This window comes from Bacillota bacterium, assembly GCA_013178125.1.
Classification (GTDB): Bacteria; Bacillota; SHA-98; order Ch115; family JABLXJ01; genus JABLXL01.
The window spans coordinates 61,257-84,808 of sequence record JABLXJ010000006.1 but is presented as its reverse complement, the minus strand read 5'-3'; the positions used below and the strand labels follow the sequence as shown (position 1 = coordinate 84,808).

Annotated in this window: 23 protein-coding genes and 2 pseudogenes; 16 read left to right on the top strand and 9 right to left on the bottom strand. The window is 50.0% G+C overall.

Translation table 11 applies throughout. The features are described 5' to 3' along the window. Positions 1-200: 200 nt before the first annotated feature. The 4 genes from HPY71_06830 to HPY71_06815 form a co-directional block, all read right to left on the bottom strand. Positions 201-707, bottom strand: a complete 507-nt coding sequence (locus HPY71_06830; protein NPV53220.1) for a hypothetical protein — start codon at positions 705-707, stop codon at positions 201-203. Further along, on the bottom strand, positions 704-2,995 hold the full coding sequence (locus tag HPY71_06825) for a heavy metal translocating P-type ATPase (GenBank protein ID NPV53219.1): 2,292 nt from the start codon (positions 2,993-2,995) through the stop codon (positions 704-706). The genes HPY71_06830 and HPY71_06825 overlap by 4 nt, the downstream gene beginning before the upstream one ends. A 44-nt stretch (positions 2,996-3,039) precedes the next feature. Then, a complete protein-coding gene (locus HPY71_06820; GenBank protein NPV53218.1) occupies positions 3,040-3,567 on the bottom strand; it encodes a hypothetical protein in 528 nt (175 codons plus the stop codon). A gap of 116 nt (positions 3,568-3,683) precedes the next feature. Then, the gene (locus tag HPY71_06815; protein NPV53217.1) at positions 3,684-3,860 is read right to left on the bottom strand and encodes a YHS domain-containing protein; all 177 of its coding nucleotides are present in this window, start codon (positions 3,858-3,860) and stop codon (positions 3,684-3,686) included. 509 nt (positions 3,861-4,369) lie between these two features. Here HPY71_06815 and HPY71_06810 point away from each other — a divergent pair. From HPY71_06810 to HPY71_06795, 4 genes are all read left to right on the top strand, one after another. Further along, positions 4,370-4,633, top strand: a complete 264-nt coding sequence (locus tag HPY71_06810) for a metal-sensitive transcriptional regulator (GenBank protein NPV53216.1) — start codon at positions 4,370-4,372, stop codon at positions 4,631-4,633. A 62-nt stretch (positions 4,634-4,695) separates the two neighbouring features. Continuing rightward, positions 4,696-5,325, top strand: a complete 630-nt coding sequence (locus HPY71_06805) for an isoprenylcysteine carboxylmethyltransferase family protein (GenBank protein NPV53215.1) — start codon at positions 4,696-4,698, stop codon at positions 5,323-5,325. 238 nt (positions 5,326-5,563) lie between these two features. Next, the gene (locus HPY71_06800) at positions 5,564-6,016 is read left to right on the top strand and encodes a DUF2933 domain-containing protein (GenBank protein ID NPV53214.1); all 453 of its coding nucleotides are present in this window, start codon (positions 5,564-5,566) and stop codon (positions 6,014-6,016) included. A gap of 234 nt (positions 6,017-6,250) precedes the next feature. After that, positions 6,251-7,630: an HD domain-containing protein gene (locus HPY71_06795; protein ID NPV53213.1), complete on the top strand. Its 1,380-nt coding sequence runs from the start codon at positions 6,251-6,253 to the stop codon at positions 7,628-7,630. Between the two features lie 483 nt (positions 7,631-8,113). Here HPY71_06795 and HPY71_06790 read toward each other — a convergent pair whose 3' ends face one another. The 3 genes and pseudogenes from HPY71_06790 to HPY71_06780 form a co-directional block, all read right to left on the bottom strand. Further along, positions 8,114-8,479 (bottom strand): heterodisulfide reductase subunit A-like protein, encoded by a 366-nt coding sequence (locus HPY71_06790; protein ID NPV53212.1) that lies wholly within the window; start codon positions 8,477-8,479, stop codon positions 8,114-8,116. 94 nt (positions 8,480-8,573) lie between these two features. Beyond that, positions 8,574-8,831, bottom strand: a complete 258-nt coding sequence (locus HPY71_06785; GenBank protein ID NPV53211.1) for a ferredoxin family protein — start codon at positions 8,829-8,831, stop codon at positions 8,574-8,576. Positions 8,832-8,941: 110 nt separating this feature from the next. Beyond that, positions 8,942-9,248, bottom strand: a pseudogene (locus tag HPY71_06780) (arsenic resistance protein). A gap of 483 nt (positions 9,249-9,731) precedes the next feature. Between HPY71_06780 and HPY71_06775 the strand changes: the two are divergent. The 11 genes from HPY71_06775 to HPY71_06725 all read left to right on the top strand — a co-directional run bounded on the left by HPY71_06775 (position 9,732) and on the right by HPY71_06725 (position 18,705). Beyond that, positions 9,732-11,087 carry an AAA family ATPase gene (locus HPY71_06775; protein NPV53210.1) on the top strand — a complete coding sequence of 452 codons (1,356 nt, stop codon included), beginning with the start codon at positions 9,732-9,734 and terminating at the stop codon, positions 11,085-11,087. Between the two features lie 237 nt (positions 11,088-11,324). After that, on the top strand, positions 11,325-11,690 hold the full coding sequence (locus tag HPY71_06770; GenBank protein ID NPV53209.1) for a winged helix-turn-helix transcriptional regulator: 366 nt from the start codon (positions 11,325-11,327) through the stop codon (positions 11,688-11,690). 149 nt (positions 11,691-11,839) lie between these two features. Continuing rightward, positions 11,840-12,496, top strand: coding sequence for a hypothetical protein (locus tag HPY71_06765; GenBank protein NPV53208.1), 657 nt, complete (start codon positions 11,840-11,842; stop codon positions 12,494-12,496). A gap of 315 nt (positions 12,497-12,811) precedes the next feature. After that, positions 12,812-13,216: an arsenate reductase (thioredoxin) gene (arsC, locus tag HPY71_06760; GenBank protein NPV53207.1), complete on the top strand. Its 405-nt coding sequence runs from the start codon at positions 12,812-12,814 to the stop codon at positions 13,214-13,216. A gap of 39 nt (positions 13,217-13,255) precedes the next feature. Continuing rightward, entirely contained in the window at positions 13,256-13,558 is a 303-nt protein-coding gene (locus HPY71_06755) for a hypothetical protein (GenBank protein ID NPV53206.1), read from the top strand. Between the two features lie 70 nt (positions 13,559-13,628). After that, the gene (locus tag HPY71_06750; protein ID NPV53205.1) at positions 13,629-13,970 is read left to right on the top strand and encodes a winged helix-turn-helix transcriptional regulator; all 342 of its coding nucleotides are present in this window, start codon (positions 13,629-13,631) and stop codon (positions 13,968-13,970) included. 12 nt (positions 13,971-13,982) lie between these two features. Further along, positions 13,983-15,161: a permease gene (locus HPY71_06745; GenBank protein NPV53204.1), complete on the top strand. Its 1,179-nt coding sequence runs from the start codon at positions 13,983-13,985 to the stop codon at positions 15,159-15,161. A gap of 122 nt (positions 15,162-15,283) precedes the next feature. Beyond that, positions 15,284-15,517, top strand: coding sequence for a thioredoxin family protein (locus tag HPY71_06740; GenBank protein ID NPV53203.1), 234 nt, complete (start codon positions 15,284-15,286; stop codon positions 15,515-15,517). Positions 15,518-15,621: 104 nt separating this feature from the next. After that, positions 15,622-15,870: a ferredoxin family protein gene (locus tag HPY71_06735; protein ID NPV53202.1), complete on the top strand. Its 249-nt coding sequence runs from the start codon at positions 15,622-15,624 to the stop codon at positions 15,868-15,870. Between the two features lie 127 nt (positions 15,871-15,997). After that, positions 15,998-18,043: a hydantoinase/oxoprolinase family protein gene (locus HPY71_06730; GenBank protein ID NPV53201.1), complete on the top strand. Its 2,046-nt coding sequence runs from the start codon at positions 15,998-16,000 to the stop codon at positions 18,041-18,043. Between the two features lie 413 nt (positions 18,044-18,456). Continuing rightward, positions 18,457-18,705, top strand: a complete 249-nt coding sequence (locus HPY71_06725) for a PadR family transcriptional regulator (protein ID NPV53200.1) — start codon at positions 18,457-18,459, stop codon at positions 18,703-18,705. A gap of 61 nt (positions 18,706-18,766) precedes the next feature. Here HPY71_06725 and HPY71_06720 read toward each other — a convergent pair whose 3' ends face one another. Together HPY71_06720 and HPY71_06715 are read right to left on the bottom strand one after the other, a co-directional pair. Continuing rightward, positions 18,767-19,600: a diguanylate cyclase gene (locus tag HPY71_06720; GenBank protein NPV53199.1), complete on the bottom strand. Its 834-nt coding sequence runs from the start codon at positions 19,598-19,600 to the stop codon at positions 18,767-18,769. A 104-nt stretch (positions 19,601-19,704) separates the two neighbouring features. Further along, complete coding sequence (locus HPY71_06715; protein NPV53198.1) at positions 19,705-20,307, bottom strand: HD-GYP domain-containing protein; 603 nt, start codon at positions 20,305-20,307, stop codon at positions 19,705-19,707. An 807-nt stretch (positions 20,308-21,114) separates the two neighbouring features. On the opposite strand from HPY71_06715, the pseudogene HPY71_06710 reads away from it, so the two are divergent. Next, a pseudogene (locus HPY71_06710) lies at positions 21,115-23,527 on the top strand (glycyl radical protein). Positions 23,528-23,552: the final 25 nt, after the last annotated feature.

The following is a 23,552-nucleotide window of genomic DNA, read 5'->3' as shown; positions in this document are numbered from 1 at the left end:
TCGAGCAATCTCCTAGGTTGGTGCAAACTGGCGTCCGATGTGACCTCCATACCGGGGCTATTAGTGTTCCAATTTACCAATCGGCCACCTTTCAGCACCCGGGCCTCGGCCAGAGCACAGGCTACGATTACTCGAGCAGATGTAACAAAGAATCGTTACCGGGGCGAGGGGCGCCCCGGTAGTGCCGATCTTTCGCCCCATCATGCTTGCCCCGTGCTCATACGAACCTTGCCAATCGCCCTCGACATGGCAACGATACCGATCAGATTACTGGCCATCGCCACAATCAAAGAGGGAATCCGGTATTCGGCCAAAAACAGGCCAGCGGCAGAGAGCCCCATCAGAGGCAAAATATCACCAAGATGGTGTATACAACAGGCGATCATTGAGACTGTTGAGGTCCCCGTGCTCGTTGCTACAAGGGCAGTCGAACTGCCCGAGCCGCCCATACGGCTATTACGACGAAGCAAAGCCCTCAAGTAAGCATAGAGTGCTACCTGTAAACCAAACCCAACCACAATTGGGAGGATATACAATCGATCCTGGCTAAATTGTTCCAGGGTATGGCCGATTCCTTGAGCCCATATGAGGATTCCGAAATAGAAGGAAAGGAGCAGGGCGGCCCCGGCGACACCCCAAACTGTTGAACGGGCGACCACCCTGGTCCTATCGGCCCTGATGAGGCCGGCCCTGCATGATAGGTTCACAGACATTCAACCCCCTTTTGGCCAGCGTATTTGAACCTTTTCAACATGGCCGAGTTAATTACCACAGAAAGAGAGCTTAGAGCCATGGCTGCCGCTGCTATAATGGGGTTGAGCAACCCAAAGGCCGCGACCGGGATGGCAACGCTGTTGTAGAAAAAGGCCCAGAAGAGGTTCTGCTTGATCTTCCGCATGGTAGCTCGGGAGAGATGTATTGATCTTATTACGTCTCTTAAGTCATCCCGCACGAGGATAATCCCTCCTGTCTCCTTCGCCACATCTGAGCCACTTCCAATAGCTATCCCTATATCCGCCTGGGCAAGCGCAGGGGCATCATTGATGCCATCTCCTACCATAGCCGTGATCTTACCCTCTTCCTGGAACCTTCTTACCGCTGATGCCTTTTCCCCTGGGAGAACATTGGCGAGGACTCTCGTGATTCCAATTTCGGCTGCGATAGCCCTGGCCGTCTTTTCATTATCGCCTGTGAGCATAGCCACTTCTATACCGTTATCCTGAAGTCTCCGAATCACATCCTTTACATGTTCTTTTAAGGTATCTGCCACTCCTATGACGCCAAGGAGCTTGCCCTCGCTGGCCACAAGTATGCCTGTATTCCCCTTCTCCTCTAGGTTAGAGATAACGCTTTCTTTCCCTTCAATATCGATGTCGTTTTCCCTCATTAATCTGCGGTTCCCTACGAGTATTTTCCTTCCATCAACCTCAACCTTAACCCCATGGCCGGGAACGGCCTCAAAAGCCTCGGCATCTGGGATGGAAATGCCCAGTTGCTGGGCCTTTCTCAGTATGGCTTCCCCGAGTGGGTGTTCTGACCTCTTTTCGGCAATGGAAGCCGCAAGTAGGACATCGGTTTCGCTACCCTCAAAAGCGATTATCTCATTGACCTCCGGCTCTCCCCTGGTGAGTGTGCCGGTTTTATCGAATATCACTGCCTTGAGCCTTTCAGCTCTCTCCAGGTATTCTGCCCCTCTGATGAGGATCCCCATCTCTGCCCCCTTCCCGACTCCCACCATTAGTGCAGCGGGAGTGGCAATACCTAAGGCACAGGGGCAGGCAATGATCAATACGGCTATAAAGCTGAGGAGGCCTGTGGTGAAGTCACCACTTATCCACCACCCGGCAAAGGCGACCAACGACGCGGCGATCACAATGGGGACAAAATAGGAGGCCACCTTGTCTGCCATCCTCTGGATCGGCGCAGAAGATGCCTGGGCTTCCTCCACCATTTTTATTATCTGCATCAGGGCGGTATCCGCGCCTACTTTGGTAGCCCTGAACTTAAAAGACCCCACTTTATTAATGGTTCCACCGATTACTTCGTCGCCTGGGTTTTTCTCTACAGGCACACTTTCCCCGGTTATCATTTTCTCATCCACCGAAGAATGGCCCTCTATGATGACCCCGTCCGTAGGGATCTTTTCCCCTGGTTTCACTATAATAACGTCGCCGACCATAAGGGCTTCGGCAGGGATCTCTACTTCCGAACCACCTCTGAGCACCCTTGCGATCTGAGGTTTCAGATCCATAAGTCTCCGGATTGCTGCAGAACTTCGTTTCTTGATTATCTCTTCCATGTACTTCCCCAGCAGGACAAAGGCTATGATAATGGCTGCCACCTCGAAGTACACATTCTTCTCCTTAACCGGCAAGACCTTCGGGAAAAAGACTACAAAGGCACTGTAGATATATGCCGTAGACGTACCGAGGGCAATCAAGAGGTCCATGTTAGCGACACGCTTTTTTATGGCGTTCCAAGCTCCGATAAAGAAGCCCTTGCCGCCGAATATCATCACGGGAGTGGTGATTATGAAGAGCCATACCCCCCAAGTGAACCATGGGAGCCACGGTATGGGAACCCAGGTAAGGATTGTCGCACCTGCGGCTAGGCCCAAAAGCACAGCCACCCGGAAGACGGCCAAAGCTACCACACCCGTAAGGGCAATTGATACGCGCCTTCTCATGTCTCTCAGTTCCTTCTCAGGGTCTTCAAAGGCCTTAAGACAACTGGCACTGCAGAAATAGTACGTCCTTCCGCCCACTTCCAGCTTTAATGCTCTTTCCTTGTCCACTACCATCCCACAAACAGGATCCTTGGCCATTTGCGTAGCCTTGACGGGTTTGGTCCCTCCAGTGAGATACCGGTCTGGATCCTCATCAAACTTTTCCTTGCAGGAATGGTTGCAGAAATAATAGGTCTCTCCTTTGTATATAGAGATAGCCGACGCATCCTTCTTCGCGATAGTCATCCCGCAAACAGGATCTTTAACCATGGCAGAACCCTTTTCCCCTTGCATTTTTCTTCCTCCTCCTTAATTTAATCCAGACTCTTGAGGCTCCAGCGAAACCTCATAGGCTCTTTTCCCGTTATGCTTTTAATCTCCAGCTCGATCCACTCCGCTGTTGCAACCGTAGCAAGATCGACCCCCTTGCCGCTAGACTCCCCTTCTGGAAGAAGAGTTAAAGTCCCCGCGGGATGGTGAGGGGACCGGCTCGACCATTTCCATTGAAATCCCTCGGAGATAGTAAGGCCTTTGCTCGTCCGGAGGATGGCGCCATTCGCTGGATTCAAGTCAGAAAGGTCTCCGCTATGTGTCGTTACGGAAATATTGAACGAAACCCCCTTATTAAGTGGAATGCCCCTTATTGGGTTCTCGAAGATGACCTGGATCGTAACTCCATCTTGAATGACAGAACGTGAAAAGGTAGCGCGTTCGTTGGGGTTTGCAGGCACACGTTGGTTGGTGATAAGTATCACTACAACTGTTGTGACGAGGAATAACGCTATGGCTAAAATCAGTATAGAAACGAATCTTGCTTTAGGTTTTAACTGGTATCGAGACATTTCAATATCCCTCCTTGCCGGTTTGAGGCCTCCTTAAAGTCGAGGCCTCCCTGAAAAAGTCTTGGGCACAGGAGCATTTAGGATACCTTTGTACCCTATCTCCTGTTTACTACAGATTAACAGGAGTGTCCATGGTCCTTCTCAGAACCGCCTGATTCCGAGGAGCTTTCCTGCCTGGAATCCTCGGCGACATAGGCCTCCGGGTTCCTGGCGAATTCTGCCTTACATGCAGAAGAGCAAAAACAATAAATCTCACCACGGTAGACTGAACAGATTCCTTCGCTAACCTCCATCTCGCACGCCCTGTCCCCGCCACTCTGCTCACCCCCTTTCAACTGCTTTCATAAGTTGGGACAATATCTCCCTGTCCGGGATATACCCTACCAGCCTATAGTATCTACTAGAACTATATCCCTTTATCAGCATCGTGTCAAGGGGCTCTTTGAAGAAAATATGGACTCAGGTGACCCCCTAAATGCCTTGCATGAGCGATTTAATTTTAAAAGGCTATTGACATTTTTAATAACAAGCTATATATTAAGAGTGATAGGATACCATGGTAATGTATAAAGTAATAGGGGGTGTAAGGTATGGGACTCCTGACATGGTGGAAGAATTTTTTAAGGAGGCTTGAGGAAGCAAATAAGGAGCAATTCGGCGAGGGGAAGGGGCTGGATTGCTGCAATCTACCCGGGAAGCGCCCATTATTATCAACCGGGCCTGGGGATTATGCTCATTCTCCCTATAGCACAGCAAGCAATCCACCCTCTGAAAGTGATCCCATGAAGGAGGTATGAAGTAGGTGAGGCGAGATAAGGAAGACCTCTTGAAGAGGCTCAGGCGCATCGAAGGCCAGGTCCGCGGCATATATCGGATGATAGAGGAGGACAAGTACTGCGTTGATATCCTACACCAGATAGCTGCCGCTCGGGCGGCCCTCGGCAAGGTCGGGATGTCACTCCTGGAAAGCCACACGAGGGGATGTGTAACCGATGCAATCAAAGAAGAACGGGGCGATGAAGCTATAGACGAGCTCGTGGATATCCTTATGAAATTTGTGAAGTAAGATGATGCCTGGCTACGAGTGCTTTCCATCCTTTACTTAGAAAGGGAACGAGGGGGAAGACTATGGGGTTCAATTCGATAACATACGCCTACGGATTCTGGCCCCTGGTGGCCATCAACGTGGCCTTTATCCTGAGTTTTATCTTTGCGTTCTTCGCGCCGATCAAAAAGAGGGAATGGAGGTCACTCGGCCTGGTCTCAGCCTTTGTGGTGGCCCTCTTTACAGAAATGTACGGGTTTCCGTTGACAATCTATGTGCTTACCTCAATCCTTGGGATAAGGCTACCAGTCGCGAATCCGTTCTCCCATGAAAGCGGTCATCTGTGGGCATCTGCAGTCTTCGGCCAGAGATTTACAGGCCTTATCTGTCAGACTGGCAGTGCCCTAATGCTCGCAGGTTTTATACTAATGGGGATAGGTTGGTGGCAGATTCACAGGGCAAAGGGGAAGCTTGTCACGAACGGTCTCTATGCTTATATGCGACACCCGCAGTACTTTGGGCTTTTCCTCTTAACCTTCGGCATGCTGGTTCAGTGGCCAACCCTTCCGACCCTAGTAATGTGGCCCGTTTTAATCGTCGCTTACCTGCGCCTTGCAAGGCGGGAAGAGAGGGAAGCCCTGGAGAGGTTTGGGAGTTCATATATAGAGTATGCGAAGAGGACACCCGCGTTTTTACCGAAGCTCATCGTCTAGCTTAGTAAGGGAGGTTCTATTTACCCTCAGTAAGGTTATGAGGCAACGCAAGGGTATACCTGATGCTCCTATCTTAGCCGGAACTTCTAAAGATATAAACGCGTTTGTATGTTTAGGGGAGTAGTTATGAATAAGTGAGAGCAGTCTGGATAATTAATTACAGGTGATCATTGACCAATAACCTGACTAAATTGATTAGTATACTTATATACCTATTACAAGTTGGGATGAATAACACATGAGGGAACTTGGAATCCTGTGTCCAGACCATACAGTTCACAGTGTAACAGAGGAAAAACAACCTCCTCAGAATGAGGGTGAAGGTAATCCTCCTGCGCATAAGCCAGGAGGTCAAAGGCACCTCCTCCACTCGGCAATTATGATTCTGTGCTGTCTCATCCCGATCTTAGGTTTGGCAGCCCTTACATTAGTAGGTTATAGGGGCCTGGCTAGTTGGCTTTTACTTCTGATATGTCCCTTGGGACATCTTCTCATGATGGGATTGATGGGTGGAGTAGCTATAGATATCTCATGGGGGTTCACCTGGGCAGCCTTTGCTAGGGCGGCAGCCTATATTCTGGCATCAGGAAACATAAGAGTTCTTTCGACCGTGCTGGATGGTAAATATAGGATTAAAGATAGGAATAAGGGGATTCGAGGCCTTTCCCGGAAGGTCACGGTTAGTACTTAAATAACCTATAAATCTGGTAAAGGGGTGTGGCAGATGAAAATCGATGCTTCCACAATCATCGGGCTGTTGGCGATCGGCCTGCTCTTCTACATGATGTTCCGACATGGCGGATGTTGCGGCGGCCACGTCCAACATTACCGGCGTAAGCCACAAGAATCTTATGAGCAGGATAAGGACGCCCATGATGAGTCCTATGATAAGTCTGGCAAAAGATGCCACTGAAAGTGAAGAAATATGAAAGGCTCACTGCTTCATAGGTTTTCGATCATCAGTTTTATAACGTTCGTTCTGCTTGCGATGGCCCTCTCGCTGGTGATGTCCGGTTTCATAAAAGCCCGGATATTGGACGTCGTGGCTCGGATTACTGGCGAGCACGTGCAAGCCTTACTGCATAGCCAGGTACGGGTAGAGACCACCCCGGAAGAACACTATGCTGAAATGGCCTGGCTATTCAAACAGGGGGTCCTTGGTGAAAAGATAATGGGAATGAAGATATTAGAAATCAGGGTCTGGGATACTTCTGGCAAGATTATCTTCTCCGATAACGAAAGCATTATCGGACGGCAGTTTCCGTTGACCGAAAAGCTGAAAAAGGCATTGAACGGTCAGCTCATCACCGAGGCGATCACTCTGCAGAAAGGGGGAACGGGCACCAAGGGCCCCAGAGGTGATAGAGCAGTGAAGGTCTATGTTCCCATGAAAAACTCTCAGGACCTGGTCTTAGGGGCTTATGAACTCTATTTGGATGCCCCATTGGTATACCGTTCTATCTCCGGGGCCTATTACATGGTAGGGCTTACCCTCTTCGGTGGCTTCATCCTCGTATACGTTTCACTATATCGATTTTTCAAGTCGGCCTCACAGGTGATCGAGCAACAGAGTGCATCCATGAAAGTTCTACAAATACGCCTGGATGCAATTTACAATGAAAAACAAGACATCTACCTGGGCACGATAAAGGCGCTCTTAGCAGCCCTCAATGCTAAAGATAACTATACAGCGGACCATTCTATCCGGGTAGCCGATTTTGCCTTACAGATAGGCGAGGAACTAGGCCTATCAGAAGATAGGCTGAAACTGCTGGAGGAAGCAGCTCTATTTCACGACATAGGTAAGATCGGAATTCCCGAGCATATCCTCAATAAGCCAGACAAGCTCAGTCCCCAGGAATTAGAGCAGATTAAAAAGCACCCAATCATCGGCGCTCAAATCATCGGTGTTACGGATACATTGATGGAACATGCTCTTATCATCCGGCACCACCACGAACATTATGACGGAAACGGCTACCCTGACAGGTTGATAGGGGAAGATACACCCTTGGAATCTCGCATTCTGGCTGTGGCGGATACCTACGATGCCCTCGTCAGCGAAAGGCCGTATCGCCGTGGGCTTTCGGCATTTGAAGCGGTAGAAATCTTGCGCCGGTGTCGGGGGAGTCAACTGGACCCACAGGTGGTAGAAGCTTTCCTTGCCGTCCTGGCCCGGCAGGGACCGTCCGAGAGACGAGACACGCTGTCAACCTCCAGGCAATCAGAAGCTATGTCTCATGCGGATTTTGACAGCAAAACTGACAGCAATCGGGGTAAAAACAGGTGTATTGGATGGAATTGATGGACGCTGAAATGCTTGTGGCACAACAAGATGGACGTCTATGGAATTACAGGAAATAACTTTGGATTTCTGAGTGCGAGGGTTCGAATCCTTCCTCCCCAGCCAAGTATTTTCAAGGGTTTGAGGACTTCATAGGACAGGTATACCCCCTAGAAATTAGGTGATTGGTGGAATATTTTCTCCATCATGTTCCATAAGGTGCTATATGGAGAAGTCACTGGACTTTTTAAGATCTTGGTGAACTAGTTTTTCCACCAAGATCTTATCTGTTTTTTAGTATGTTTTTGGTTTTTGATGGAAGGTGGTGAATGTAATTACCCTTAGACCAAGTATACCATCGGGCGCATGTGCTGCGGTTGAACCAGATGGACTATATTATGGCGGCATTCTTATCATCGCCTCAAATTGCAGAATAGGACGGGTCTCTCGCCCGACCGGATCCGGGCTTGCGGCACGGGTTTGAGACCCAGAGCCCTCCCAAATTCAATCTTTGTCCTCAGAGACCATCTTCTTTATTGTCGAGACGGCATCGTCCGTTGTCATATTCCTGATGTCTACGCCCTTGTGTGCCTCCCTCGGAAAGCCCGAATCATCAAAAGCGTCTCTGAACATCTTCTTCTGCATCGCGGGATCGCAGGCCGCTACGTAGAGCTTCCCGACGTCCTCCCCGTTCAAGAGAGTCTCCAGGAATACCTCTCCGTCATCTGAACAAAGCTGGGGGTGTATGGCGACGAAATCTACGACTTTCTCCCGCCTGAGCCTATTCATGATCTCAAATATGTCCATCTTCCCAAACGACGGGCATGTCCCCTGACAATTACAGAGTAAGAGTCCCTTCTTTTCTTCCATGGGAAATCCTCCTTTCGTGATATCAGGAGCCTTCGCATCTTAGACAGCTAAGATGGGCTCCCAAACCATCCTCATGTGTCGTTCATTCATCTCATCAGCTTGCAGCGCTCTTGCCAGCCGCGCCTGAGGATCCTGGCCGCTCTTTGGCACCGGCGGAGCTGCCTTCATAATGAATCGCCTCCGACGGGCATATTTTCGAGCAACCCTTGCAGAATTCCACGCAGTTGTCCGGATTTACCACTACCGGCTTCCCATCGATAACCGCGTATACTCCATGTGGGCAGAAATTAACGCATTCCAAGCATTCAGTACACTTGTCCCGGTCTATTACCGGGTACCATGTTTTCGCCAAGCTCCAGACCTCCTTCTTGCCAGCTATTCATAAACATATAATAATTTATTTATATATTCTACAAGAATATTACTCCTCGTCAGGATCTATGTCAATACCTATCCCACTACCTATCCCACTCTACCGGGGTAATACTTACGCCCAAGCGCCAGGGCGACCTTCACCAGGCCGATCATAACAGGAACCTCGATCAGCGGCCCGATAACCGCGGCAAAAGTCTGACCCGAGCTGATGTCAAACACGCCGACAGCCACCGCAATAGCGAGTTCGAAGTTGTCGCTTTTAGCCGTAAAAGATAGGCTCGCCGTCTGCCCGTATCCTATTCCTCCTATTCCCATACGCACACTGAGGGAAAAAGACGCCATGAACATAATGGCAAAGTAGAGGGGGGATAGCAGCACGCAACACGTCCAGTGGCGAATTTACACACAAAATTGGGGCTTGACCTTCAGCTGTGCGCTATAGCTATCCAGAATAATGTTCTGTCACTGCGGCACTGCGGTTATGCATTCTATGCAGTACTTTTGTGGATAGCATTATGGGGGGGGAGAGCCCAATAAAGCGGCTCGTTATGGGTTGGCAGTTGGCAATATTTATAAACTTATATTGAAACCCTAGGAAGCCATTGGCAATATCTTGACAGACCTATAACGAAGGAACATAATATGAATTAGGATATAAATAAATTCTTAACTGTTTATTTAACTACTGCCGAATCCTAAACAGATGGCTTTTATTTAAAATGATTACAAGGGTACGCAAGTGGTGGAAATAGTAAAACAACAGCCTACAAAGATAGTTCGATCGAGACCCTAGATAACTAGATAAACCCTAGATAGATAAAAGGGATAAAAGATCGTCTTGTCTTGAAGTCTTTCCTGTTGGGAGGGAGACTGGGCAATGGGGCATAAAGAATGGGGTAGACGGAAAGTAATCCTATGGGCGATTATTATTTTTGCAGTATCGATATTCACTGATTATCTTTTCATGCGTTCACAAGGGAGCTCGCATCGCTTTCCTCACGAAAGTCGCGTTTTGGAGGGAAGCTATTATGCAGCTTCTCTGCAAGCGAAAACTGAATATAATCCGCAACTTGCTAGGACGACAAATCCAGAGATTGAAACGGCCAATTTAGTAACCTCGTGGCCCGGACTCGTAATGTCAAAATTATTGTATTTTGCCTTGGCACTAACTATTTGGGGTGTCCAGACCCACATGAGGCGAAGCAATCGTGATCTAATCATGAAAATAGAAGACAGTGACGAGGTACGGGTAGTCACTCATAACGATAGAGTGCCTCTTATAACCCTTGCCGACGTGGCAGGCTTAGGCTCAGCTAAAGAAGAACTGGCGGAGATAGTAGATTTTCTCAAATCCCCCTATCGTTATCGCGAGGTGGGGGCAAGAATTCCTAAGGGCATTCTGCTTATAGGGCCGCCCGGGGTCGGCAAGACCCTGATCGCCAGAGCTTTAGCTGGTGAAACCCGTTTACCATTTTTGGCTACGAGTGGACCTGAATTTGTGGAAACTTACGGTGGCCTAGGTGCGGCAAGGGTACGTAAACTCTTTCACCGAGCGAAAGTGTTGGCACCCTGTATGGTGTTCATTGATGAGATTGATGCGGTCGGTAGAATACGTAGTGGCCTGGCTGACCCGGGCCATGAGGAATACGAACAGACCCTAAATCAACTATTGGTCGAACTTGATGGTATGGAAGCGAGAGGTAATATCATAGTGGTAGCCGCCATCAACCGGCCGGATATATTAGATCCCGCCTTAACCCGTCCAGGACGGTTTGATCGTAAGATATTCCTGGAACTACCTGGACCGGCGGAAAGAGAGGCAATTTTGGAAGCCCATGCTCAGGGAAGGCCATTTGCTAGTGATGTAAATTTTAAGAAACTCGCGGAGATGACGGCGGGTTTCAGTGGGGCCGATCTTGCTAATCTGTTGAATGAAGCAGCTATCCGGGCTGCTATGACGGGCGGGAAGGAGATTAGTGCAGCGCATTGCAGGTGGGCGCTACATAAGTTGACCTTAAATTCAAGGCGAAAACTGACCTCATCTCCCAAAGCTTTGGAACGCTTATCCCAGCACCAAGCTGGCCATGTGGTAGCTGCAGAATGCTTTGGTAGGTATAAGTTCCGTTATGCCACAAGTCTAGTGAGAGACGGTAGCGGGTTTGTGCTTTTCCCCGATAATAATGGGTTGTTGAGCCGGGGGGAGCTTTTATCTGTGGATATTGAAGTGTATTGAGGCGAACCGGAAAGCCGTCGAACGAGTGGCCGTTGAATTACGATTCCATGACATCTTCGATCAAGAGACTTTCGGCAGTTCGTTCCAGGCCAAAGGTGGGCCTCTAATGCTTCAGACTGGGTACTGCTTTACACCGCAAGAAAGAATTTGGTACAAACCCTTTACTATCCTTGTATAGTCTTATAGAATAAGGGTAAATAAAAAGATGTATATATCTTTATCAAAGGGGTGAGAGTTATAGACCCGCTTGAACAAGTCATTAGGGTTCTACAGGCTCTGGGACAGGATACCAGGCTCAAGATACTTAAGGTGCTATCCATCAACAGTTTTTGCGTATGCGAACTCGAAGAAATTTTTGGAATCAGCCAGCCTGCTATATCTCATCACCTGGGCATTCTAAAGGACGCAGGTCTGGTGGAGAGTTCCAGGGAAGGCCAATGGGTATTCTATAAAGCAGATAAAGAGGGCCTCGAGGAATCCTGGCATATGCTAGACCAATTCCTAAGTGCGCCCATTCAAGATCTGCCGGGAATGAGCGAAATCGTGGAGAAGGTCAGAGAGGTTGAAAGAAACCCGCGGACTCTCTGTAAACGAGCTAATTAAGGGGGCCAATATCACTATGCAAGGAGTCCAAAAGCAACAGGGGCTAGGAGATTGCTCGAAAACCCTCACAGCCTTCATATGTTGTAGCCATCCTTAGGAATTGTCCCAATATATTGTGGGATGTAGCCCCTTAGATAGGGTTTTCGAGCATATTCCTAGGGGTCTTTGAGAAGTACTTAACTGTCTGGGTAGCTATCTGTATCGTGCTCGGGATCCTGGTGGGATCGGTCTTCCCAGGTATACCTACCATCCTCAGCAAGTGGGAATACGCTCACGTCTCCGTTCCAGTCGCGATATTGATCTGGTTCATGATCTACCCAATGATGGTCCAGATAGATTTCGGAAGTATCGTCAGGGTGGGGAAAAAGCCCAAAGGGCTTATAGTTACGTTGGTGGTCAATTGGGTTATCAAACCATTCACGATCATAGGTCTTCTGCTTACACTCATAATCCTCTTTTCCTTCCAGGGGGAGATAATATTACGTAACCCCATCCACATTCTTCTAATTGCGATTCCACTTACCATTCAAACATACCTGATCTTCGCCATAGGGTACCTGTGGTGTCGATGGTGGAGGGTAGACAGGACCGTTGCAGCTCCGGCGGCCATGATCGGGGCGAGCAACTTCTTCGAGCTTGCTGTAGCCGTAGCCATATCCCTGTTCGGCCTGAATTCGGGAGCAGCACTGGCCACTGTAGTTGGGGTGTTAGAAGAGGTCCCGATAATGCTAAGTCTTGTTACTATCGCAAACAGGACACGGCACTGGTTCCCTGCACCCCGCACAACCCCGGAAGAGGTCAGGTAACCATCGGGGTTCTCAAAAGGTCCTTGCTGTTTTCGTTGCACCGACCCACTGATATGGAAGACCAATTCTAAGATGGTAAGAAGTGAGGGAAAATGTTCAGGAAGGTCTTATAAACATTGAACACGATGTCCTGTTTTCTCCTGTGCTCCTTTGGGGTACATGAGGCAGCGGGCTGCTTTAACGTGTGCATCCAGGGGTCCCTGTCGAGTGGTGGCTAACAATGCGGCAGGGACTGCCCTCACTTAGTTTATGCGTCCAAACTGAAAGCAGAAACCGGTACATTTGGGGGAATGAGATGTGGAGAAGAAAAAGGTGATGTTTTTGTGCACAGGTAACTCTTGTCGAAGCCAGATGGCTGAGGGGTTTGCCAGGGCACTGTCCGGGGATAACTGGGAGATTTATAGCGCAGGGATCGAGCCTGCCGGCCTCAATCGCAGGGCTATTGAGGTTATGCGTGAGGTAGGGATTGACATCTCAATGCAGACCTCGGACCCCATCGAACCTGAGCTTCTCAAAAAGATGGACCTGGTTGTGACCCTTTGTGGTGACGCAGAGGAGAGGTGCCCTATGACACCTCCCAAGGTGAGACGCATCCACTGGCCCCTACCGGACCCCGCCAAGGCAAAGGGCACAGATGAAGAAATCATGGCTCAGTTTCGCCGGGTAAGGGATGAGATAAGAAAGCGAGTTGAGGAATTACTCAAAGAATACCCGTCATAGGCATGGAACCTTCAACTGGCAGCAATCCTCGGAAGGATCATGGGTGGCATCGGGAAGGGATGGTATCTGGTTTTGGGTTCCTTTACAATCCTCCTTGGCCTGTGGTTAATGGGGATAATCAACATTGTTGCCGGGAAAGGTAATTTGGTCTTTGGGGTGTCATTGTTAGGTGCATATGCGGTTGGACATTCTGCGTTAGCGCTTGTTGCCGGGACCTCAGTAGCTTTTGTAGATAGACTTGCAAAATCTGAAACGACGGAAAGGATAGGCCAGACGGTAAGGCTCGCCTTAGGGGTTTTGGTGGCTATTGCGGGAATCTACCTGTTTTATATGGGGGTTTAAGTGTTTATGGTGTAAAAACCTCTTGCATCATATTTGGCTATATGGTAATATAGCCATGGTGGTGATTCGAATGAAACATGAGGATACAATCTCAAGACAGGTAGCCGTCTTCAAGGCCCTGGCTCATGAAACTCGACTCAGGTTGGTTGAAATCCTCGCTGAAGAGGGCGAAAAATGTGTCTGCGACCTTGTTAGCCGCGTGGGATTCGATCAATCCACGATTTCGAAACACCTAAGCCTACTTAAGACGGCAGGTGTGGTCGTTTCAAGAAAAGAAGGGCTTAATGTGATTTATAGGCTCAGAACGCCTTGTGTTTATCAGTTCATGAGATGTGTAGATCAACTTAATGAAGATAGAGAGTGCGTACTCGTCTGCCCGGCCATTGAACAAGGGATTGAACATAGTGAATAGTAGGAGTGAGCGATTATGAAGGAACTAAGAACATTCATACTGATAGTGGGGGTCTTTCTTGCCGCGTACTTTGCTCCCTTGAGCAACCCGCGAGTCCAGACGGCGATACTCGAGGCGTTTCGCATGTTGCAGGGGTACGCAAGGGAGCATGTGCTGTTCTGCCTTGTTCCTGCCTTCTTTATAGCAGGGGCCATGCAGAACTTCATCTCGCAGCAGTCGGTCATGAGGTATCTGGGCCGGGGCGCAAAACAATGGCTGGCATACGCTGTAGCTTCGGTATCTGGCGCGATACTTGCTGTCTGCTCATGCACGGTGTTGCCGCTCTTCATGGGCATATATAAGAGGGGGGCGGGCCTCGGCCCGGCAACGGCGTTTCTATACTCAGGGCCAGCCATTAACGTCTTAGCGATCATATTGACAGCACGGGTCCTGGGGTGGCGGATCGGGCTTGCAAGGGCCGTTGGGGCCGTGCTATTCTCAGTCGTTATTGGAATTCTGATGGCCTTCATCTTCAGGGAGGAGGAGACGGAGAGGCAGAAGGGGTTCGCCGCCGCATCACAGGCGATTGAGGAGGATGGCCGCAGCCTGGGGCAGACGACCATGTATTTTGCGACCCTGGTACTTATCCTGGTGTTCGCTGCGTGGGGTAAGCCATCCCAGCCCGTGGGTCTCTGGAATTTCGTCTTCGGGATAAAATGGTATCTTGTAGCGGTGCTTCTCGGCTACCTTGCTTACATGCTCAGGGCCTGGTTTAAGCCAGGGGAGCTTGTTGCCTGGAAGGATTCCACGTGGGACTTTGCGAAGAAGATACTACCCCTTCTATTTGGAGGGGTAATGGTCGCGGGCCTGTTGATGGGGCGCCCAGGGATCGATGGAGGACTTATACCCTCGCGCTACGTTGCTTCGATAGTGGGGGGAAACTCGCTTCTCGCGAATTTCATTGCCTCCATTGTTGGCGCGTTCATGTACTTCGCGACCCTTACTGAGATACCTATCATCCAGGGCCTGCTAGGCTCGGGAATGGGCCAGGGCCCGGCGCTGGCGCTCCTTCTTGCGGGACCTGCGCTTAGCCTTCCAAGCATGCTTGTTATAAATAGCATGCTGGGGTTTAAAAAGACATTTGTCTATATTTCACTGGTAGTTATCATGGCAACAATCAGTGGCATGATCTTTGGAGCTATAGTGGGCTAGGTCAGGCCGGGCTAGACCAGACCGGGCCTGACCAGTCGGGGTTGATGGATCGTTGACTCTTCCAGGACGGGATTATCACGCTGGTAAAGGCAGGATAAACGAAGGAGGTATAGATTCAAGAGATGAAGGTTGAGATACTTGGTGTAGGTTGCCCGAAATGCCGGAAAACCGAGGAGATGATCGCGGCGACTATACAGAAGCTCGGGATTCAGGCGGAAATAGTGCATGTAACAGATATAGGCGAGATTGTCGACAGAGGGGTTATGATGACTCCGGCCGTGTTTGTGGACGGTGAAAAGAAGGCCGAGGGGAAGATACCTACAGAAGCGCAGATTCGAGAGTGGTTTTCGAAATAGACGGCCTCTGAGCCGTGAGTAGAGGACCCCTGCCCCAAGGGCAAGGGCAAGGGGTAGGGGTCCCTCACGACGTTTTGCAGCAAGGCATGCGAGAGGAGGAGTTAATAGTGAGCTATAGAGTGCCCCGAGAACAGATACCCTGGTATCCCACAATCGATCCTGAGAAGTGTACGGGTTGCCGTACCTGCTATGAATTCTGTTCACACGGCACGTACGGGTGGGATGAGGAGAACCAGAGGCCCGTTGTAAAAAACCCGTTTAAGTGTATTGTGGGTTGTAGCGGGTGCGCCCCCCAGTGCCCTGCTGGGGCTATAATGTTTCCACCGCTATCCATATTAAAGGACTACCGGTGAACAAGGTGTGCTGCCAAGTCGCTTGAGTATGTCAAGAGTCATCCTCGAACATGGCTTCTAGCGGGTAAGGCCTGGCCATTGCGGAGGGCGGATAGCGCCGCGTAAGGGAAGGTGGCAAAGTACACATATGCAGCTTGGACTCGGAATAGATACCGGCGGAACTTACACAGATGCGGTCATACTTGATCTGGAAACCAGCGAAATAGTGGCAAGCGCCAAGGCTTTGACCACTCGTTCGAATTTGGCTATAGGCATTGAGAATTCCATAGATAGACTAATATCGGGATATTTGGATGCATCCCAGATCAAGCTGGTCTCAGTATCCACAACGCTTTCTACAAACGCCCTCGTTGAGGGCAAGGGCGGAAGCGTATGTCTTATATTGATAGGTTATGATCCTGTCATCCTTGCTGAATATGGGCCGGAGGTCGGCCTGCCCACGAGGGGCTACGAACTCATACGGGGCCGGCATGGTTTACAGGGGGAAATCGTCGAAGAGCTTGATTCCAAGAAGCTTATAAAGGTTGTGCGAAAAGCGGAGGCTGATGGGGTTGATGCCTTCGCTGTCTCGGAGTACCTCGGTGTCCGCAATCCCGAGTATGAGATTCTTGCTCGGGATATTATTAAACAGCATAGCGATCTCCCGGTTGTGTGCGGTCATGAGCTTACAGGGGAGCTAAATTCCTTAAAGCGCGCCGCAACAGCGATGTTAAATGCCAGGCTGATCCCAATAATCCGGGAGCTGATCGCATCACTTAAGGGGGTCCTACAAAAGAGGAATATATCTGCGCCCCTTATGATAGTCAAAGGCGATGGCTCCCTCATATCATGCGACCTTGCATTTGAGCGGCCTATCGAGACAATCCTTTCAGGTCCTGCCGCAAGTGCGGTCGGCGCGCATAACCTCTCGAAGATTGACGATGCAATAGTCGTAGATATGGGCGGCACCACCACGGATATAGCTGTTCTCAAGGGTGGAATCCCAAGGGTTGTCGCATCGGGGGCGCGGGTCGGCGGGTGGTCTACAAGCGTAACCGCGGCGGACATAAGGACGTCGGGCATAGGCGGTGACAGCCATATAAGCAGGACGAGGGAAGGCACCGTAAAGGTCGGTCCCCAGAGGGTGATCCCTTTATGCGTGGCTGCGAGCGAGTTTCCTGAAGTCGAAAGGGAACTGGAGCGGATCCTGAGTTCTGGCGAGACATCTGATCTCGTAAACGTCACGGATTTTCTGACATTCACCAGGATGCCTTCTAATATGCCCTTGAGCCAGGGAGAACAAGAGGTGATTAGCTGCCTCAAAGCCCGGCCGCACTCCCTATTTGAGTTAAGCAGCAGGCTGGGCGTATCGCATCCCTGCCTTGTCCCGGTAAAGAACCTGGAGGCAGCGGGGGTTATAACCCGTATAGGGTTGACGCCTACGGATATCTTGCATGTATCGGGTGAATACACAGCATGGAACCGCCGGGCCTCGCTCCTGGGCGCCCGGATTTTCGCAAGGGAGCTCGGGGTGACCGTGGAGGAGCTTGTTCGAATGGTTCACGATCGTATTGCCTTCGATATATCTAAGGAGATCGTTACAAAGCTGGTCTCCGATGAATCCGGCATTGAGGAACCCTCCTATGATAGGGTGTGCTCGTTTTTCATCAGCAAGGCTCTTTCTGGTAGCCGCCATGGTGAAGGGAGGGGCGGGGATACAGGAGATGGGGTGCTCTCCTGCAGTCTTAAAGCTGAGATTCCGATAGTCGCGATCGGGGCACCCGTATCTAATTTCATGCCTGATGTGGCTAAGCGGTTGAATACGCAGCTTGTGATCCCAAATCACGCCGGGGTGGCAAACGCGGTGGGGGCGGTTACAGGGTGCATGCTCAAGACAGTAGAGATTCTCATCTCGCCGGTTTATACTACGTCAGGTATAGAGTGCTATACCTTACATACGCCCAGGGAGAAGAGGTCGTTCAGGCATCTGGAGGAGGCGTACTCTTATGCCAGGAGCGCGGGCATAGCTATAGCTAATGAGGAAATGCAGCGCGCCGGCGCCTGCGATATAGAATACAAGGTTGACCTGGCAGATAAGACGGGGACGGTCGGCAATGGAAAGGGAACCCCGCTTTTTCTCGAAGGCCACGTGATAATTACAGCAGTTGGCCGTCCCCGTATGGTGGACATTTAGGATGCTTATAATTGCTTTAATGGGGCCTACACCATAGATACTCCAAAGTGAGATCTATCAGGCGGATTCTTACGAAGGAAAAACGTGGAGGTAGCCAATCTATTTGACGAGGTGAGATTCTCTTCGGACCAACATACTAAAACTATGTGCCCGCCCATTGGCGGGCCTCTTCTTCTTAACTATTTCTTAACTATTTAAATGTACCAAAGAATTCCAGGTGCTAGTAGTCTTTACTTTTTAGCCACTACAGCCCAATTTTTCAATATATCCGCCTTGGATGCGCCCCGAACCGAGGGAAGGTTTTTTGAAATTCAAGCAAAGAGGTATTGACAGTTCGTGCAGGAGCAATTACTATAAAGTCATAAGGTTTATATATGCTTAAAACATATAGATGAATGGAGTGTCATTGCCAAATGTGCGGACAGGTACACGACAGCTCCTGCCATGGCCGGCCACCTCACAAATGCAGTTGCTCGGGTTCAAGAATCGAACGATTCATGGCGCCGTGTCTTCTACTTCTTTTGCTGGAGAAACCCGCTCATGGATATGATCTCATGGAGAGGCTGAAAGAACTCGGTTTCGACGGTGAGAATCAGGACCCGGGTATGGTCTATCGCAACTTGCGGAGGCTCGAGGAAGAAGGCATGGTACGATCTGAATGAACTTCATGGCGGGCACATAGAGACATAGAGGTGAAGAGCGAACCTGGCAAGGGCAGCTCCTTTATCGTGAGGCTACCCCTACCCTGTCCTTACCTTGCTGCTTTGCCCTCCTGAGCGCGTCATCGGCCATTTGTATCAGGCCGGAAGGGCTGTCGGCATCTTCAGGAAACGTTGCCACTCCAATCGATATGCTGAGCCTCTCGTACGGAAATGGAGTCGATGCCACGGCGGATCTCAGCCTCTCACCAACAGCACACGCCCTTTCCTTATCCATATCGGGAAGTATCACCACGAATTCATCCCCACCGTATCGGGCCAAGAGATCTTCCTCCCTCAGGTTAGCCCTCATGGCCTCTACTAGGAGAAGCAATACCCGATCCCCCTCTGAATGGCCATAGGTGTCATTTATATTCTTGAAGTCATCCGCATCTATGAAAAGCAGTGAGAGATATCGGGAGCCCGCTTTTGCCCTCTCAAGTTCGAATTGTAGTCGTTCTTTGAAGTATCCATGGTTGTAAAGACCGGTTAAGCTGTCCTTTATAGCGCCCTCATAGGTTATCCGCAGCTCCCGTTCCCGCCTTCTTAATTTCTCTGCCATAAACCCAACGCAAAGCGAGGCTAAAATCGTAAACCCGATCATCAAGAAGGTATCTTCAACCCCAACCCTTCCAAGACTTATCGAGAGTCTTCTCTTTTCATTCTCTGCAAGGAAGGCAACAGCCGCGCTGATAATGGCGTTGAGTACGCTGCCCTTAAACCCATAGTAATAGGCTAGGAGAATCGCGGGTAGGAAGTAGGCATACCAGACCGCATTTTCAAAGTTCTCTTTGCCGACCTCTACAAGCTCCTTCCATACAGGAATGACATAAAGGCAAAGGCATACAAGCCAGATCATAGCGCGTGTAAGGCGCGCCAGATGTCCAGTGGCGGAAGCTTGGTTTTCCATTTTCGTAAGCATAAACATCGAAAGCCACTTCTTTGTAAATCATTTACTACTGCCTATCTCCCAAGGGAACCCATCGCTATAGGTTCAGAGACCTTGGTTGACCGAGGGGTGACCTTTGGGGCCTGCTCTTTCAGGCAACGGCAGAATGCCTCCACAACCTCAGGATCAAATTGAGTGCCCGCGCATTTTTCAAGTTCCATAATGGCCACCTCCTTCGGCATAGTTGGCTTGTATATCCGTTCCGAGGTCATGGCGTCAAAGCTGTCGGCTACGCACAGGATCCTCGCCCCAAGCGGTATGTCCCCATCAGTGATTTTGTGAGGATAACCCTGGCCGTCAAACCGCTCGTGATGGTGCAGAACCATGCGGGCAATACTCTGAAGCCCCGGAATGTCCTGGATGATCTCATAACCCAAGAGAGGATGCCTTTGTATTTCCACCCACTCCTGGCTTGAAAGTTTGCCTGGTTTGTTGAGGTAAGATCCAGGAATCCCGATCTTCCCCACGTCATGGAGGAGCCCTGCGAGGTAGATGGCCTTTTGCTGAGAGGGGGAAAGCCTCATTGTCTCCGCAATGGCCCTTGCATATTCAGCTACCTTTCTCGAGTGCTCTGCGGTATAGTGGTCGCGGGCATCAAGGGCCTTGCTCAGGGCCATGACCACCGCCAAAAAAGTATCCTCAAGTTTCTCTTCTTGTTGGCTCGCTATCCTGTACAGTTGTATAAGTCGGTTTATCACAAGCACCGCAAAGGAGTAAGAGCCATATGCAAGCAATATAACTATAACATGCCTAAAAGTTATCATATCCGATGGCATGTCAAAGGTGTGGACCAGTATTGGGCTGGCTATAAACCTTAATAAGGTAATTATGCCCGCTACTCCAAGTCCAAAGAGCTGCGAGATAACGCTTGCAAGCATGATCGGTATAAAGAAGAGGAAGTCTATCGCAATGTTTAAGTAGGGTCCACGTGTCCAGTAACTAATTACGGCCAAGACCCCTAAAATGAGGAATGTGGAGAGTTTTAGTGCCTTCCTAGATTGTAGATTAGTTAACCTTGAGATCAGTATTTCTAACATACGCGGTATTTTTACCTTACCTAATATTGAAATGGATTCCTGCTTCTATATATGTGTAGTAGGTGACCTCTTCAACTCTAAACGGCTTTAAATCTTAAATCGCGCAACGAGATTCTGGATATGCTGCGCCATCTCCGCAAGGGATTCGGCAGAAGCGGACATCTCCTGGATAGAGGCGTTCATTCCCTCTGTGGAAGCCGAAACCTCCTCTGCTGTCGCAGCGCTCCTCAGAGACCGCTGCAACGTTTTATGGGCTTAATAAGTTCTGCAATCTAATGGGACATATTATGTCCCTTATGGCTAAATTTTGTCCTTCGACCTATTATCCTTTTATATACCTACACACGGAAAAATGCAATAGAAGAATTATAAAACTTTCGTTAACGAGTGGAAGGATCGGGGGTCAAGATTGGGAGGATATGCGATACTCTACTTACCACCACTCCTCAGATTTGTATAGAACGTGCTCGTTTGGTAACGGACTCTTACAGAAAGCACGAGGATAAACCCGCGATTTTAAGGCGCGCAAACGCCTTACGCAATGTCCTTATGAATATGTCTATTTATATGCTTGATGGGGAATTGATCGTAGGAAACCAGGCATCTAAACCCCGCAGCGCCCCAATCTTCCCGGAGTATTCAATTGATTGGATAAGAGAGGAAATAGATGATTTCCCCCGGCGTAAGGCCGATGTATTCCTGGTTGATGATGAAGATAGAGAGGAGCTACTTGAGGAGATACTCCTGTATTGGGAAGGGAAGACGGTTTATGATAGGGCACTTGCGATAATGCCTGAAATGGCGAAAAAGGTTCAAGAAATAAGTGTAATTTCTGGCTTAGGGAACATCACCTCCGGCGATGGGCACATAATTGTTGATTTCCCCCTGGTGATCAACAAGGGTTTGAAATCCATAATCGATAGGGTGAATGAGCGGATCGCAAATCTGGACCTCTCCAGCCATACTGCCATCAAAGAGCGCATATTCCTTGACGCGGTTAAGGTTGTGCTCGAGGCCGCTATCGCCTTTGCGGAGCGCTATGCCAACGAAACAGAACGATTGGCGCGAATGGAGGATAACCCTTCCAGGAAAGAGGAACTCCTGGAGATAGCGAGGATATGCAGAAAGGTGCCCGCCTATCCCAGCGAGACCTTCTATGAGGACATTCCGGCCATCTGGTTCATACAGGTAATAAACCAGATAGAGAGCAACGGGCATTCGTTTTCCCTCGGCAGGCTAGATCAGTATCTATACCCCCTCGTATAAAAGGGATATTGAACATGGGAGGCTCACTCCGGAACCGGAAAAGGCACTGGAACTATTGGAATGTCTATGGCTCAAACTCTTCGCGATCAATAAGATCAGGCCCTGGGCTCACCCCCGCTTCGGTATAGGTTACCCGACTTACCAGAATGTCACCGTTGGCGGGCAGACACGAGAATGACGCGATGCAACAAATGAATTGTCCTATCTCGTTCTTGAAGCAATCGGCAGGATACGTCTAACCCAGCCGAACGTCTCTGCCCGGTTTCATAAGGGCACGCCAGAGCGTTTTTTAATGGAGTGTGCAAGGATAATCCGGCTGGGGTTCGGCATGCCAGCGATGAAGAACGACGAGATAATAATACCTGCATTGCTGGAGAAAGGGGTCGAGCTCGAAGACGCATATGATTATGCGATCGTAGGCTGCGTCGAGGCTGCGGTGCCCGGGAAGTGGGGGTACCGCAACACAGGGATGACTTTTTTGAACCTGACCAAGGTTCTGGAACTGGCGCTAAACGGCGGGTCCGATCCCGAGAGCGGCGTTCGGCTTTGCCCCGCGGCTCAGGCCCAGGGGCTTCCCAATTTTAAGTCTTACGATGACCTTTACGACTCTTTCAAGAGGCAACTTGATTTCTATATACGCTGCCACGTGGCCTTTGACGCCGCCGCGGATCTCGCCCTTGAAGAACTCGTGCCCGATGCCTTTTGCTCGAGCCTCGTTCATGACTGTATAGAGCGGGGGAAGAACATCAAAGAGGGCGGGTCGGTCTATGATATCATAAGCGGGTTACAATCCGGCGTAGCGAACGTGGCTAACGCGCTGGTGGCCATGAAGAAGCTCATATTTGAAGAACACGCCCTCACTCAAGAGGAGTTAAAATATGCTCTGGAGACTGATTTCGCCGGAGCGGATGGGGAGCGGGTGCGCCAGTTGCTCCTGAATGACGCGCCCAAGTATGGAAATGATATCGACGAGGTTGATCTTGTGGCCCGCGGAGTTATGCAGGATTACCTCGATCTAATCCGGGATGTCAGGACAACACGATTCGGCAGGGGCCCCATCGGGTGTATCTATTGTGGTTCGACATCCAATATATCGGCGAACGTCCCAATGGGCGCGGTTGTCGGGGCGACGCCTGACGGCCGCAGGAAGGGGGAGCCCATAGCCGAGGGCGTATCACCGGTGCAGGGAACTGATCTTCGTGGTCCTACAGCCGTCATGGCTTCTGTTACAAAGCTCCAAACGGCAAAGATGATAGCCCAGCTTTTGAACTTGCGGTTTTCCCCCGCAACCCTTGAAGGCGAAAAGGGACTTTCGGCCCTTGTGCATCTCCTGCGGGGATTCTGTGATCTCAAGGGCTGGCACGTGCAGTTCAACGTAGTATCAACGGAAACTTTGCGGGACGCACAGAAACATCCTGAAAGATACCGTGATCTTATTGTACGGGTGGCAGGCTACAGCGCCTTGTTCACTACCCTGGATCCGGCTACGCAGGAGGATATAATAAGGCGTACGGAGCATGTCCTAGCGGGGTGAAAATAAAAAATAGCGTGCCTAGCAA

Coding starts and splice junctions, on each gene's coding strand:
- HPY71_06825 (NPV53219.1), bottom strand. CDS start 2,995: ATGGTTAAAGATCCTGTTTGCGGGATGACTATCGCGAAGAAGGATGCG.
- HPY71_06820 (NPV53218.1), bottom strand. CDS start 3,567: ATGTCTCGATACCAGTTAAAACCTAAAGCAAGATTCGTTTCTATACTG.
- HPY71_06815 (NPV53217.1), bottom strand. CDS start 3,860: ATGGAGGTTAGCGAAGGAATCTGTTCAGTCTACCGTGGTGAGATTTAT.
- HPY71_06805 (NPV53215.1), top strand. CDS start 4,696: ATGGGGTTCAATTCGATAACATACGCCTACGGATTCTGGCCCCTGGTG.
- HPY71_06800 (NPV53214.1), top strand. CDS start 5,564: ATGAGGGAACTTGGAATCCTGTGTCCAGACCATACAGTTCACAGTGTA.
- HPY71_06795 (NPV53213.1), top strand. CDS start 6,251: ATGAAAGGCTCACTGCTTCATAGGTTTTCGATCATCAGTTTTATAACG.
- HPY71_06790 (NPV53212.1), bottom strand. CDS start 8,479: ATGGAAGAAAAGAAGGGACTCTTACTCTGTAATTGTCAGGGGACATGC.
- HPY71_06775 (NPV53210.1), top strand. CDS start 9,732: ATGGGGCATAAAGAATGGGGTAGACGGAAAGTAATCCTATGGGCGATT.
- arsC (NPV53207.1), top strand. CDS start 12,812: ATGTTTTTGTGCACAGGTAACTCTTGTCGAAGCCAGATGGCTGAGGGG.
- HPY71_06755 (NPV53206.1), top strand. CDS start 13,256: ATGGGTGGCATCGGGAAGGGATGGTATCTGGTTTTGGGTTCCTTTACA.
- HPY71_06750 (NPV53205.1), top strand. CDS start 13,629: ATGAAACATGAGGATACAATCTCAAGACAGGTAGCCGTCTTCAAGGCC.
- HPY71_06740 (NPV53203.1), top strand. CDS start 15,284: ATGAAGGTTGAGATACTTGGTGTAGGTTGCCCGAAATGCCGGAAAACC.
- HPY71_06730 (NPV53201.1), top strand. CDS start 15,998: ATGCAGCTTGGACTCGGAATAGATACCGGCGGAACTTACACAGATGCG.
- HPY71_06725 (NPV53200.1), top strand. CDS start 18,457: ATGTGCGGACAGGTACACGACAGCTCCTGCCATGGCCGGCCACCTCAC.
- HPY71_06720 (NPV53199.1), bottom strand. CDS start 19,600: ATGATCTGGCTTGTATGCCTTTGCCTTTATGTCATTCCTGTATGGAAG.
- HPY71_06715 (NPV53198.1), bottom strand. CDS start 20,307: ATGGCCCTGAGCAAGGCCCTTGATGCCCGCGACCACTATACCGCAGAG.